The organism is Microbispora rosea (genome assembly GCF_044460045.1).
GTDB classification, from domain to species: Bacteria; Actinomycetota; Actinomycetes; order Streptosporangiales; family Streptosporangiaceae; genus Microbispora; species Microbispora rosea.
In genome coordinates this window covers 396,480-409,359 of the sequence record NZ_JBITJO010000003.1, presented here as the reverse complement: position 1 = coordinate 409,359, position 12,880 = coordinate 396,480, and the positions used below count along the sequence as shown (strand labels likewise).

The following is a 12,880-nucleotide window of genomic DNA, read 5'->3' as shown; positions in this document are numbered from 1 at the left end:
TTCAACACCTCTCACTTCGGGAACGGGCCGCCCAGCGCGGACAGCGGGAGGTCGGGGTCGGCCCCGGCCCGCCGTACGACCTCGGCGAAAGCGCCGACGAGGCGGCGCGCCGTCGCGGGCGCGAACAGATCGCTGCTGTAGTCGAGGACGCCGCCCAGCCCCTCCGGGCCCCGCCACAGGTCCATCGAGATCTCGGCCTTGGTGTGGCTGGGCGGGACCACGTAGACCTCCCGGTCGAGGTCGGCGAACCGGGTCCCCAGCAGATCGTCCTTGGGCAGGTTGTGCAGGTTGAACATCGCCTGGCACAGCGGCGGCCTGCTGATGTCGCGGGGGACGCGCAGCGCGGCCAGGACGTGCTCGAACGGCACCTCCGCGTGCCGCATCCCGGCCAGGGTCGCCTCGCGCACACGGTCCAGCAGCTCGTGGAACGACGGGTCGCCGGACAGGTCGGCGCGCAGCACCATCGTGTTGCCGAAGTAGCCGATCAGCGGCGCCAGCTCGCTGCGGGGCCGGCCGGCCACCGGCACGCCGACGCAGAAGTCGGTCTGGCCCGACGCCGATGCGAGGGTCGCCTGGTAGGCCGCGGCCAGGGCCATGAAGGACGTGCAGCGCCGCTTCCTCGCCACCTTCTCCAGCGGAGTGATCTCCTCCGGCGGCAGCAGCAGCTCCTCGCGTCCGCCGCGCCCCGACCAGCGGGCCGGGCGGGGACGGTCGGCCGGAAGGTCCAGCGTGGGAGCGCCGGCCAGACGGCTCGTCCAGTGCTCCAGGCCCTGCGTGTGGTCCCGCCGCCTCTCCTGCACGGCGAAGCGGGGATACTGCGTGGGCAGCTCCGGCAGCTCGGGCTCACGCCCCTCGCGCCCGGCGGCGTAGCACTCCGTGAGCTCGCGCAGGAGCACGTCGAGCGACCAGCCGTCCATCACGATGTGGTGCAGGACGATGCAGACGACCGCGTCGTCCTCGCCCGGCACGGCCAGGCCGACCCGCAGGGGAGGCGCGTTCTCCAGGTCGAACGGGCGCTCGACGAACTCCTTCAGCGCCCGGTCGAGGTCCGCCTCGTCGGACAGCGCGATCCTCTCCAGCGGCACCGGCTCCGGCGGCAGCACGACCTGCACGGGCGCGTCGCCGCGCAGGCGGAAGCGGGTCCGCAGCACCTCGTGCCGCTCCACGATCCGGGTGAACGCCCCGGTCAGCGCGTCCACGTCGAGCGGCCCGCGCAGCCGCATGCACCAGGGCGTGTTGTAACCGGTGTCGCCGGGGTCGAAGCGGCTGAGGAACCACAGGCGCTCCTGGCCCGGCGACAGCGGCCACTCCTGGCCGCCGGGGTCGCGCGACGCGCCCCCGAGGGAGCGCAGCAGCGCCGCCCGTCGCTCGGGGGGCAGCCCGGCAAGCTTCTCGATCAGCGCGGCGCGGCGCTCCGCGCTGGTCATCTGTCCCGGGAGCTCGGCGTCGCCGGGTCGCGTACGCTCAGCGGGCGCATGTCGGTCCACACGGTCTCGATGTGGTCCAGGCATTCCTGCCGCGTGCCGGCGAAGCCGGTGGCCCGCCACCCGGCGGGCGGCTCGCGGTCGCTCCACCATACGGAGTACTGCTCCTCGTCGTTGACGACCACGAGCATCGGGGAGTCGGTCATGTCACCTTCCCAAGACGGTCATTGCGGAAGACGGGGCCCGGCCACCGCCCTCGATCAGGCGGGGACAGGCGGGCCAGCCCGCGGGGCCGGCCGGCGGCGCCGCGCACAGGACGTAGTGGTGGGGGGCGAGCACGTCGGTCCGGCCGGCCGCGGCGCGCATCACGGCGCTGTGGACGGCCTCGGGCGTGTCCAGCCCGGGAGACGCGACGAGATACCCGGTCAGCCGGGCCGCCGCCCCGTCTCCGGCTCCGGCTCCAGCTTCGTCCGAGGCGTCCTCGACCACGACCGCGGCCAGGTCGGTCCCGCACGCGCGGCGCAGCAGTTCCTCGCTCGCCGGCAGGTCCACCCAGTCGTGGCCGATCGCGGTCCATCCGGAGGGGCGCGGCACCGGGTCCAGGCCCGCGACCTTCGCGACCCGGTCCAGCGGCACCTCCTCCGAGACCGCCCGGACCAGCAGTTCCTCCAGGCCGGTGAGCATCCGCCCGGCGACGTCGCCGGGCAGGAAGGCCGTGTCCACGAGCACGTAGAACTCGCAGGTGGACGGGGTCGGGCCGGTGGCGAAGAAGATCCTCGCCTTGACCTTCGAGTAGGCGCCGACGAAGAACGTGCGGGTCCGGCCCCGCAGTGCGGCGAGCGCCGCGGCGTCCCCGGGATCGACCGGCGGCAGGCCCTGCCAGCGGCCCGCCTGCCTGACGTCGTTGAAGAACGCGTCCAGGTCGATGTTGGCGCCGCGGTCCCACGCCTCCGCCTCCCGTGCGGCGTGCACGAGCGCGGGGTCGTAGTGCCCGTTGCGGTAGGTCGCCATGGTCCGGCGATGTCCGTGCCGCAGCGCGTCGGCGAACGTCGTTCCGGCCCCCAGCTCGATGACGCACAGCCCGTCCTGAGCGGCGGGCCCGGCCATCGCCTCCATCCCCGGGTGGTGCCGGTTCGACACGATGAGCTGCAGCGCCGCCGTACGGTGCCCGGTGACGGCGGCCAGCAGCGCAGCGCTCGCGACCGTGAGCACGCTGGACGTTGTCACGCCGTGCCGGGCGGCCAGCGCCTCGGCGGCGACGGCCGCCGCCGGGGAGTCCATCCCGTGCCGGACGAAGCGCGGCTCCTCGGGTTCGCGCATCGGAAAGTCGAACATCGAACGCGGGGCGGACGCCAGACCGGTCCGCCAGTGCCACAACGCCTGGCCGCCGGGCGGCGAGTCCGACCGCTCGAACGCCGCCTGGTCGAGCGGCTGCCGGCCCGGCTCGGGCAGGTCCTCCCCTGCGACCAGCCGCGGCCACTCCGCCGCCACCATGTTCAGCGACCAGCCGTCGAGCGCCAGGTGGGACAACGCGAGCGCCAGCACCCGCGGGCGGCCCCTCTGGCAGACGACCGCGCACCGGATCGGCAGCTCGGCCGCGTAGTCGAACCCGGTCGCGGCCAGCGCCGCGGCCAGCTCCTTGGCCGCGCTCATCGGCTTGGCCGCCGCCTCGTACACGCCCACGGTGAGCCGGCCCTCGCGGCTCACCCGCTGGACGGTGTCCTCCTCGCCGTCCTCCCCGCCTTCCCCGTCGCCTTCCCCGGCGCCTTCCCCGGCGCGGGCGAACGCCGTGCGCAGCGTCTCGTGCCGCTCGACGAGTCGGCCCACGGCGCGCAGCACGGCGTCCAGACCGGCCGCGCCGGTCACCGGCAGGGTCCAGGCCAGGTTGAAGTAGGGGTCGCCGTCGTCAAGCCACCGCGTGGAGCGCCAGATTCCCTGCTGGCCCCAGGTCAGCACGGCCTGCCCGCCCCGCGCGCCGCGGAACTCCACGGTGCGCGGCGGCAGGGCCGTGAGACCGGTGACCTGCGCCGGCGGGCTCGCGGTCACTTCCGCTGCCCCGCGATGTGCTCGACCAGGCCGTCGAGCGTGTCGAGATGGCCGCCGTCCAGGTCGACGTCACAGTCGAACTCGACCTCCAGCAGGTCGATCAGCCGGAGGTAGGCGATCGAAGTGAGACCGAGCGCGGGCAGGCTGCACTCCGCCGCCAGGATGTCGGCGACGGCCAGGTCGCCGCCGCTCGCCTTCGACACCAGCTCGGCAACGCGTTCCCGCATCACGCCTCCTCCCGCAGCCGGGCGACCTCCGCCGCGATCCCGGTGATCGTCGGGTCGTCGAAGAACACGTCGAAGGACAGCTCCACGTCCATCCGCTCGCGGACCTTCGCGATGATCTGAGTGATCGACAGCGAGTGCCCGCCGAGGTCGAACAGGTCCTCGTCCGGGCCGATCTCCGGCATGCCGAGCACCTCGCGCCAGATCTCGCCCACCTCCGCGAGGTACGGCACGGCGTCCGCCGCACCGCCCCGCGCCGAGGGGGACGGCTCCTCCGCACGGACGTCCCCGGCACGGGCGAAGGACGGCTCGACCGCGCCGTCGACCACCGGGGACGGCAGCGGCAGGTCGGCCACGTCGGCGTCAGGAGCGGCGGCCACGGCGCGCAGCAGGGCGAGCAGGTGATCGGCGACGCTCTCGCACCCGGAGCGGCTCAGGACGAGGGGGTTGAACTGCAGCCGGGCCGCGACGCCGTCCTGCGCGTCCACCACCTGCAGGTGCAGCGTGCCGCGCACCGCCTGGTTGAACGCCATCCAGTCCACCGACGCCTCGACACCGGGGAACTCCGGCTCGCTCCCGTCACGCCTGCGGTAGCTGACCGACACCGGCGTCAGCGCGGTGCGCGGGCTCACGCCGCCGACGGCACGCGCGAGCGGCACCTCACGGAACCGGTACGTGGCCCGCAACTCGTCGCGTACGGCGCGGGCGAACTCGGCGAACCTCCCGGCCGGGGCGGGGGCCGGCACCGGCAGCTCGTTCACGAACAGGCCGATGTGGCCCCGCGTCTCCTCGATCCTGGTGGACAGGTCGACGGACACCGCCGCGTCCTCGTTGCCGTACGCCGCGAGCAGCGTGTGCACGGCGGCGAGCACCAGCTCGAACCGGGTGACGCCCATCTTGTCGGCGGCGACGGAGAGATCGGCGGGAAGCGCGAAGTCGACGGCGTCGCCGGCCGCGGCGCGGATCGAGACCCCGGACAGCCCGGGAAGCCGCAGGTCCTGCCGGTCGCTCCAGCGGCCGTGCCAGAACTCGGCGGCGTCGCCGAGCAGCTCGGCCACCCGGGCGTTCTCCCGCTCGACGGCCTCGCCGTACGTCAGGGGAAGGGCGGGCGACGGCAGCCCGGCGTACGCGGCGGCCAGGCCGCGCACCAGGATGTCCTTCGACATGCCGTCGAAGACGGCGTGGTGGGCGACGAAGACCAGCAGGTGCCGCTCCGGCGCGAGCCGGAACACCGTGAACCGGGCGACCGGTCCGGTCCCCAGGTCCAGGGCGAGCGACGTCTCGCGGTCGACCAGCTCGCCGGGCTCACGCCCGGCGTCCTCGAACCCGGACACGTCCTCGAACCTGATCGGCGGCGGCACGGCGGCGGGCACCAGGCGCACCACGCCGTCCCGCTCCGCCAGGGCCGCGGCCAGCTGGGGATGCGCGCGGACCACGTCGTGGCAGGCGGCCAGCAGCCGGTCCACGTCGAGGGGGCCGTCGAGACGGATGGCCAGCGGCATGTGGTACGCCCGGCCCCCGCAGCCCATCTGTTCCGTTATCCACATGCCGTGCTGTGCGAGGGAGGCCTGCTCCCCCTCGCCGATGAGTGTCGGTGACATCTCACTCGCCTTCCGTCGTGCTGATCACGGAGCCGCCCAGCAGCGCGGGCAGCTTCTTCTTGATGACCTTGCCTGACTGGTTCCTGGGCAGGCTGTCGACCACGAGGACCCGTTCGGGCAGCTCGTGCCAGGCCAGCCGGTCCATCAGGAAGGCGCGCACCTCACTCTCGGACAGCCCCGGGCTGCCCGCCTGCCCCGCCTGCCTGGGCACGATCGCGGCGCCCAGCACGGAGCCCAGCACCGGATGCGGGAGCCCGAACACGGCCGCCTCGGCGATCCCCGGGTGCTCGTGAAGCGCGGCCTCCACCTGCAGCGTGGACACCTTGAACGCGCCGGTCTTCACCACGTCGCTCTCCCTGTCGACGAGGTAGAGGTAGCCGTCGGCGTCCACGTATCCGACGTCGCCCATGCGCACCCAGCCGTCGCGGAACGACCGGGCGCTGGCCTCGGCGTCGCCGTAGTAGGACCGGGTGGCGGTGGGCGACCGCATCCACACCTCGCCGGTCTCCCCGGGCGGGAGCGTGTCGCCCTCCTCGTCCGTGACGCGCAGCGACCCGCCGAACGCCGGCCGCCCCAGCGCGGCCGGCCGCGTCCGGTCGTAAATCATGATCGTCTGTGCGGGGGCGGCCTCGGTGGACGTGTAGTAGTTCGTCACGGTCGCGTTCGGGAAGGCCGCCGACAGCCGTTCCGACAGGGCGGGGGGAAGCGCGGCCGCCGCCGACCCGAGCAGCACCACGCTGGACATGTCGTGCCGCTCGTGCAGCCCGGCGTCGAGCAGCTCGATCGCCATGGAGGGCACCAGGAACACGGTGCCGGGACGGTAGGTCTCGATCAGCCGGGCGAACCGACCGGGGGTGAACCTCGCCGGGGTCAGCACGGCCGGCCGGGCGTCCAGCGCGTTGATCAGCATGGTCTGGCCGGCGTTGGTGCCGATCGGGAAGGCGTGCAGCAGGTGGCGCGAGTGGGCGAACCTGCGGTGCTTGGGCTGTGTGACGCACCCGTAGGCCAGGTTGGCGTGGCTCGCGCCGACCCCCTTGGGCCGCCCGGTCGTGCCGGAGGTGTAGAGGATCTGCGCCAGGTCGCCGGGCCGCACCCGCGGCCCTTCCGGCGCCGTCTCCGGCTGGAAGCCGGCCTCCAGCTCCGCCGGGGTCGCGGTCCACGGCTCCGCGGCGCCTTCCCCGGGCCCCGGGGGCGTGGTCAGGTCCCGGCCGAGCAGCACCGCCGACGCCGCGCAGTGCTCGATCATGTAGCGCAGCTCGGCCGGCGCCAGCCGGTCCGACATCGGCACGGCCACCGCGCCCGCCTTGAGCACCCCGAAGAACGCCACGGCGAAGTCGATCCAGTCGCGGCTGCCGAAGTGCAGCGCCACCCGGTCGCCCGGGGCGACGCCCCGGGCCGCCAGCCCGGCGGCGAGCGCCGCCGACCTGCGGTCCCACTCGGTGAAGGTGAGCGTCCCGTGCCCCTCCACGATCATCGCGACGCCGTCGGGTTCCTGCTCCGCGCGCAGCCGCAGCAGCTCCGGCACGGTGAGCGCGGGCACGCGCCGCGTCCTCGTCGTTCCCGTCATGCGTGCTCCTTCTCGCGCTCGAGGGCCGCCCCCGCGTCCGTCCGCGGGTCCGGCTGAGCGTCCGTGCGGGCGGTCGCCATGCGTTCGGTCAGCGCCTGGTAGCCGACGACGTCGTCCGGCAGGGCGTCGGGCACGTCGGTGTCGAACCGGCGCAGCACCCGGATCCGCAGCGCGACCAGCGCGATGATCGCGATCGCCACCGCGAAGCAGGCGTACATGAAGCCGATCCCGCGGCCCGCGCCGGTGCCGAGGAGGGCGCCCGCCGTGCCGGCGAGCGGCCCGTCGGGGGCGAGCAGCGGCTCGAAGACCTGCGCGCCGTACGGCGCGACCAGGCCGAACCCGATCGGCAGGGTGGACCAGGCGATCAGCGTGTTCAGCGCGATGACCCGGCCGTGGAACCGCTGCGGCACCTTGACCTGGATGATCGTGGCGTAGACGCCGTTCAGCAGGGTGAGGCACAGCGACATGCCGAACGCGCCGACCGCGATGAGGAACAGGTCGGGGCGCAGCCCGGTCAGCAGGCAGAACACCGACAGGGCGAGCGTCGACAGCAGCACGCCGAGCAGCCGCCTGCGGCGCGGCCCGCCCCATGCGGCCATGGCCAGGCCGCCGAGGAAGGCGCCGAGCCCGCCCGCGAACGACACCCGGCCGACCTCGGCCAGCGTCCCGAACGACAGCACCAGCGGCGAGATCATCATGAACAGCGGGGACAGGAAGATGTTCAGCACCGCGAAGTAGAACAGCATCGCGCGGAAGCCCCGGTTGCCCCAGGAGTGGCGGATTCCGCCCATCATCTCGGCGAGCACGCTCTCCCGCCGCTTCCAGGCCATCGTCCCCGGGAAGCGGATGAGCGCGACGGTGAGCGTGGCGACGACGTAACTGGCCACGTCGATGACGAGGATGCCCTCGAGCCCGATCGCCGCCATCAGCCCGACCGCGATCAGCGGCACGATGAGCTGCGCGGTGCCGGTGGCCATCTGGACGACGCCGTTGGCGTGCCCGAGGAACCGTTTGGGCACGAGCTGCGGGATCGCCGAGCCGTACGCGAGCCGTTGGAAGGTGAGCGAGACCGACAGGCAGACCAGCAGCGGATAGATGTGCCAGACCTGCAGGTTGCCGGTCCACAGCAGCAGTCCCAGCATGAGCTGGGTGCCGCCGGCGGCGGCGTCACCGGCGATCATGACCTTGCGCCGGTCGAACCGGTCGACGATGGCTCCGGCCAGCGGGGCGACGAGCATGCCGGGCAGCAGGCCGAGCACGGAGAACAGCGCGAACCTGGCGAGCGAGCCGGTGGTGAGGTAGATCCACAGCGGGATGGCGAACTCGGTCAGCGCGGAGCCGGTCATCGAGACGAGCTGTCCGGCCGCGACGACGAGGAACCGCCGCATGCTGGGCGGCGGGCCGACGCGCACCCGCGTGCCCTCCGCATCGTCCCTACCGTCCCCGCCGTCCCGCGCCCCGCTCGCCTCGGCCCCGGTCTCGGCGGACAGGGAGGTATGGGCCCGGCGCGAGACGCCCTGCAGCCACCAGGTGCGGCCTTCGTCCCGTTCCATTCCCTCCGTACGCCCGGAGGCGAGCGCGTGGTGGGTGCCGGTGACGATGTCGGCCAGCTCCTCGTTGCGATAACGCAGGAAGAAGTGCCCGGCCTCGTCGAGGACGACGCACGCCGTCTCCTCTGACAGGCAGTGCCACTCCTTGTAACGTTCCTGGTAGAACTCGGCCGCCGGGTCGCGTTCGCCGACCACGGAGATCACCGGCGCGCGCAGCGCCGGGCCGTCGCCCTCCTCGAAGATCCGCGTGAAGTACCGCTCGGCGGCGCGGGTGCCTTCGCGGCGGTTCTGCACGATGAGTTTGACCTGTTCCCGGCCGAGGTCCTCCACGTCGAGCCCGGCCGCGGTCAGGGCGTTGACCCGCTGCTGGTCGCTGGTGAGGCGGTCGAAGAAGGCCCCGAGCCAGTTCAGGCCGCGGCCGGGGCGGGCGAAGGGGAACACGCCGCCGAGGTACAGCGCGTCCACCGTGCGGCCGTCCGCCTCCAGCCTCCGGGCCATCTCGGCGGACAGCATGACGCCGAGGCCGCAGTGGCCGTACAGCACCAGCGAGCCGCCGTTCCTGTCCATGATCTCGGAGATCTCGGCCACGCAGTCGAGAACGACCTCGTCGAACGGCCGGGCCTGTTCGCCCAGCTCGTGGCCGGGCACGGCGACCGAGTAGAGCGCCCAGTCGTCCGGCAGCGCGTCGGCGAGCGGCTGGTAGACCACGGCGCTGCCCCCGCCGTACGGCACGCACACCAAAGTGGTGGTGGCGGTCCTGGCGGGGGTGAGCCGGTGCAGCAGGGAACGCGGCACGTCCCCCTCGGCGGTGAGCAGCCGGGCCAGCTCGCGAACGGTGCGGTGCTTGAACACGTCGAGCACCGTGATCTGCCGGTCCGGATGCGCCTTGCGCAGCCGGGCGATGACCCGCATCGCCAGCAGCGAGTGGCCGCCCAGGGCGAAGAAGTCGTCAAGCGCCCCCACGCGCTCGACGTCCAGCACCTCCGCCCAGACGCGGGCCACGTCCTCCTCGGCGCCGGGCGCCGGGGGGAGGTATTCGGCCGCCGCCACATCGGCCTCCGGCTCGGGCAGCCGCGAGCGGTCCACCTTGCCGTGCGACTTGAGCGGCAGCTCGTCCAGCCAGGCGTACCGCGAGGGGATCATGTACGCGGGCAGCCGGTCGGCCAGCCACGCGCGCACGGCCGCGGTATCCCCGGCCTCCCCGGCGGCGGGGACGAGGTAGGCGACGAGCTGCTCGCCGCGCGGCTCGACCACGGCCTGCGCCACGTCCGGATGGTCGGCCAGCACCGACTCGACCTCGCCGAGCTCGACCCGGTAACCGCGGATCTTCACCTGCAGGTCGCGGCGGCCGAGGAACTCCAGGTCGCCCGAGGCGGTCCAGCGGCCGAGGTCGCCGGTGCGGTACATGCGCGACCCGGGCGGGCCGTACGGGTCGGGGAGGAACCGGTCGGCTGTCAGGCCCGGCCGGTTCAGGTAGCCGCGGGCCAGCCGCTCGCCACCGAGGTAGATCTCCCCGGGCACTCCCGCCGGCACCGGCCGCAACCGCTCGTCCAGCACGTACGCCCGCGCCCCGGGCAGCGGCGTGCCGATCGGCAGGCTCACGCTCGCCTCCGCCGGGCCGTCGGGAGCGGGCAGCCGGGCGACGTCGTAGGTCGTCACGCCCACGGTGGCCTCGGTCGGCCCGTAGTGGTTGACGACCCGGCAACGGCCCGTCGCCGCCAGCTCGGCCGCCCAGCCGCGCGGGGCCGCTTCGCCGCCGAGGAGCAGCAGCTTCCTGGGCAGCAGGTCCTCGGGCCCGGCGTCGGCGAGCAGCGCGGCCAGATGGGACGGCGTGATCTTGAGATAGTCGATCCCGGTCCGCCGGAAGATCTCCGCCAGCTCGGGACCGGCGGTGCGCGAGGGCACCAGGTGCAGCGTGCCGCCGGTCATCAGGCACAGGTAGAAGACCGTGACGCCGAAGTCGAAGGCCAGGGACTGGAGCAGGGCGAAGGACGAGCCGGGCTCCACGCCCAGCCGTTCGCGGACCCCGGCGAGGTAGACCAGGACCTCGTGGTGCTGCACCGCGACGCCCTTGGGCCGCCCGGTGGTGCCGGAGGTGTAGATCACGTACGCGAGGTCGCCCCGCGCCGCGGGCTCCATGGCGTCACCGGGCTCCGGCGCGTCCTCCCCAGGATGCACGGCGAGGTGCACGGCGGTGACGTCATCGGGGAGCCGGTCGCGCAGGTCCGGGGTGGTCACGACGATCGACGCCGCGGCGTCGGCCAGGACGTATTCGAGCCGGCCGCGCGGGTGCTCCGGGTCGAGCGGCAGGTAGGCCGCGCCCGCCTTGAGCACGCCGAGCACCGCGACCGCGAGCCCGGTGGACTGCTCCAGGCAGATCGCCACACGGTCGTCGCGCCGCACGCCGAGCCCGCGCAGCCGCCGGGCGAGCCGGTCGGCCGCCGCGTCCAGCTCGGCGTACGTGAGCGCCTCGCCGCCGCACACGACGGCGGTCGCGGACGGGGTGCGGGCCGCCTGCGCGGCGATCACCTCGTGCAGCGACGACGCCCCGCCGAACGCGTCCGCGGCGGGCGCGTCGGCCTCGGGCGCCGCTCCCGCGAAAGCGAGCACGCGGTCGCGCTCGTCCGCCGGAAGCAACTCCAGGCCGGACACCCGGGCATCGGGATCGGCGACGATCGACCTGAGCAGATGCTCGAAGCACTCCGCCAGGCGCGCGATCGTGGCCGGCCGGAACAGCTCGGTGCGGTAGGTGATGTTGCCGTGCAGGCCGTCGCCCTGGTCCATCAGGTAGAGCGCGAGGTCGAACCGGCTGGCGGTCACCTCGAACGGGTATGCCGACATGGTCAGGCCCTGGGTGCGCAGCGGGGCCGACCGGTAGTTCTGCAGCGCGAACATCACCTGGAACACCGGCGACCTGCTCACGTCGCGCTCGACGCCGAGCTCGCCGACCAGCCGGTCGAAGGGCAGCTCCTGGTGGGCGTAGGCGTCCAGCGCCGTCTCGCGCACCCGGCCGAGCAGTTCGGTGAAGGTCGGGTCGCCGGACAGGTCCGCCCGCATCGGCAGCGAGTTGATGAAGAGCCCGACGACCCGCTCCAGCTCCGGCAGGTCGCGTCCCGACACGGGCGATCCCACCGCGAAGTCGTCCTGGCCGGAGTATCGCGCGAGGAGCACCTGGAAGGCGGCGAGCAGTGTCATGTACAGCGTCGCGCCGTTCGCCCCGCCCAGCGCCGTGAGCGCGTCCGCCAGCTCGCGGTCCAGCACGATGCCGTGGGCGGCCCCCGCGGAACCCTGCTCTGGCGGGCGGGGCAGGTCGGTCGGCAGTTCGAGCGGCGGCAGCCCGGCCAGCCGCTCCCGCCAGTAACGGATGTCGTCCTCGTGGGTCCGTCCGCGTTCCCAGAGCGCGTAGTCGCCGTACTGCACGGGCGGGTCGGCGAGACCGGCCTCGGTCCCGGTCCGGTACGCCTCGTGCAGGGCGAGCAGCTCCTCCATCAGGATGTCGCACGACCAGCCGTCGGTGACGGCGTGGTGCATGGTCAGGAGCAGCACGTGCTCGCGGGCGCCGAGCCGGACCAGGAGCAACCGCAGCAGCGGGCCTGCCGCCAGGTCGAACGGCCGGTCCAGCTCCGCCTGGACCTCCTCCCGCACGGTGGCGGGGTCGTCCGATTGCGACAGCCGCAGCTCCACGACGGGCTCGTCGTCCAGCACGATCTCCGGCGTCCCGTCGTCGGTGGTGACGAACCGGGTACGCAGGCTCTCGTGGCGCCGGGCCACCTCGATGAGGGCGCGCTCCAGGGCCGCGTCGTCGATCTCACCGCCGTCGAGCCGGACGGCGAAGGCGACGGTGTAGGCGGTGGTGCCCGGGGCGTACTGCTCCAGGAACCACAGGCGCTCCTGCGCGTGTGAAAGCGGTGGGTGGGTGCCTACCGGCCGCGGCGGCACGGTGACCCTCGCGGCTTTCCCGGCCCTGAGGCGCTGCGCCAGCAGCGCCTGCTTGGCCGGTGAGAGGCCGGTCCGGGTCACGACGCCGGCACCTCTGTTGAATTTTGTATTAAGAACATGGCATTCCTTTGTGCGCTCTGCGCCCCGGACGCCGGCGATTCGATGCGAAGACGCGGACGACCAACGGTCCGGCGACGGAATCACCGCCGGAGAGCTTCCATACTGGTGCCTGGGGCGGCGCGAATCCATGCCGCTCGCGCCGTTAACCCCCAATTTCGGACGCAGTAGTGGGAACGCTCCCACGGCAGTGGAGGCTAGGGATCACGGCTTTCGTTCGTCAAGAGTCATGGAAGTTTCTGTCCGTTATTAGCCCCAAGACGGGGAATGTGAGGATATTGCCGCAGATCACGGACAATGCGGTCGTAATCTCCCAAATTAGCCGTATGGCCAGGGATTGACACGGCCCCTTACCGCACTTACGCTCCGTGGGAGCGCTCCCAGGCAGGTTGCTCCTGTCGATGGGTGCTGG

7 protein-coding genes are annotated in these 12,880 nt (G+C 73.2%); all 7 read right to left on the bottom strand.

The features are described 5' to 3' along the window. Positions 1–11: 11 nt before the first annotated feature. The 7 genes from ACIBK1_RS14250 to ACIBK1_RS14220 are packed head-to-tail and all read right to left on the bottom strand — an operon-like array spanning position 12 to position 12,432. Positions 12–1,427: a condensation domain-containing protein gene (locus tag ACIBK1_RS14250; protein ID WP_396734930.1), complete on the bottom strand. Its 1,416-nt coding sequence runs from the start codon at positions 1,425–1,427 to the stop codon at positions 12–14. Continuing rightward, positions 1,424–1,630, bottom strand: coding sequence for an MbtH family protein (locus ACIBK1_RS14245; protein WP_396734927.1), 207 nt, complete (start codon positions 1,628–1,630; stop codon positions 1,424–1,426). Before ACIBK1_RS14245 ends, ACIBK1_RS14250 begins: the two co-directional genes overlap by 4 nt. 1 nt (position 1,631) lies before the next feature. After that, positions 1,632–3,470, bottom strand: a complete 1,839-nt coding sequence (locus tag ACIBK1_RS14240; protein ID WP_396734924.1) for a condensation domain-containing protein — start codon at positions 3,468–3,470, stop codon at positions 1,632–1,634. Then, positions 3,467–3,697 carry a hypothetical protein gene (locus tag ACIBK1_RS14235; RefSeq protein WP_076436535.1) on the bottom strand — a complete coding sequence of 77 codons (231 nt, stop codon included), beginning with the start codon at positions 3,695–3,697 and terminating at the stop codon, positions 3,467–3,469. Before ACIBK1_RS14235 ends, ACIBK1_RS14240 begins: the two co-directional genes overlap by 4 nt. Then, positions 3,697–5,295, bottom strand: a complete 1,599-nt coding sequence (locus tag ACIBK1_RS14230) for a condensation domain-containing protein (protein ID WP_396734921.1) — start codon at positions 5,293–5,295, stop codon at positions 3,697–3,699. Before ACIBK1_RS14230 ends, ACIBK1_RS14235 begins: the two co-directional genes overlap by 1 nt. A 1-nt stretch (position 5,296) precedes the next feature. Continuing rightward, a complete protein-coding gene (locus ACIBK1_RS14225; protein ID WP_396734918.1) occupies positions 5,297–6,862 on the bottom strand; it encodes a class I adenylate-forming enzyme family protein in 1,566 nt (521 codons plus the stop codon). Further along, a complete protein-coding gene (locus ACIBK1_RS14220) occupies positions 6,859–12,432 on the bottom strand; it encodes an amino acid adenylation domain-containing protein (protein WP_396734915.1) in 5,574 nt (1,857 codons plus the stop codon). The genes ACIBK1_RS14225 and ACIBK1_RS14220 overlap by 4 nt, the downstream gene beginning before the upstream one ends. Positions 12,433–12,880 lie beyond the last annotated feature (448 nt).

Coding starts and splice junctions, on each gene's coding strand:
- ACIBK1_RS14225 (WP_396734918.1), bottom strand. CDS start 6,862: ATGACGGGAACGACGAGGACGCGGCGCGTGCCCGCGCTCACCGTGCCG.
- ACIBK1_RS14245 (WP_396734927.1), bottom strand. CDS start 1,630: ATGACCGACTCCCCGATGCTCGTGGTCGTCAACGACGAGGAGCAGTAC.
- ACIBK1_RS14235 (WP_076436535.1), bottom strand. CDS start 3,697: ATGCGGGAACGCGTTGCCGAGCTGGTGTCGAAGGCGAGCGGCGGCGAC.
- ACIBK1_RS14230 (WP_396734921.1), bottom strand. CDS start 5,295: ATGTCACCGACACTCATCGGCGAGGGGGAGCAGGCCTCCCTCGCACAG.
- ACIBK1_RS14250 (WP_396734930.1), bottom strand. CDS start 1,427: ATGACCAGCGCGGAGCGCCGCGCCGCGCTGATCGAGAAGCTTGCCGGG.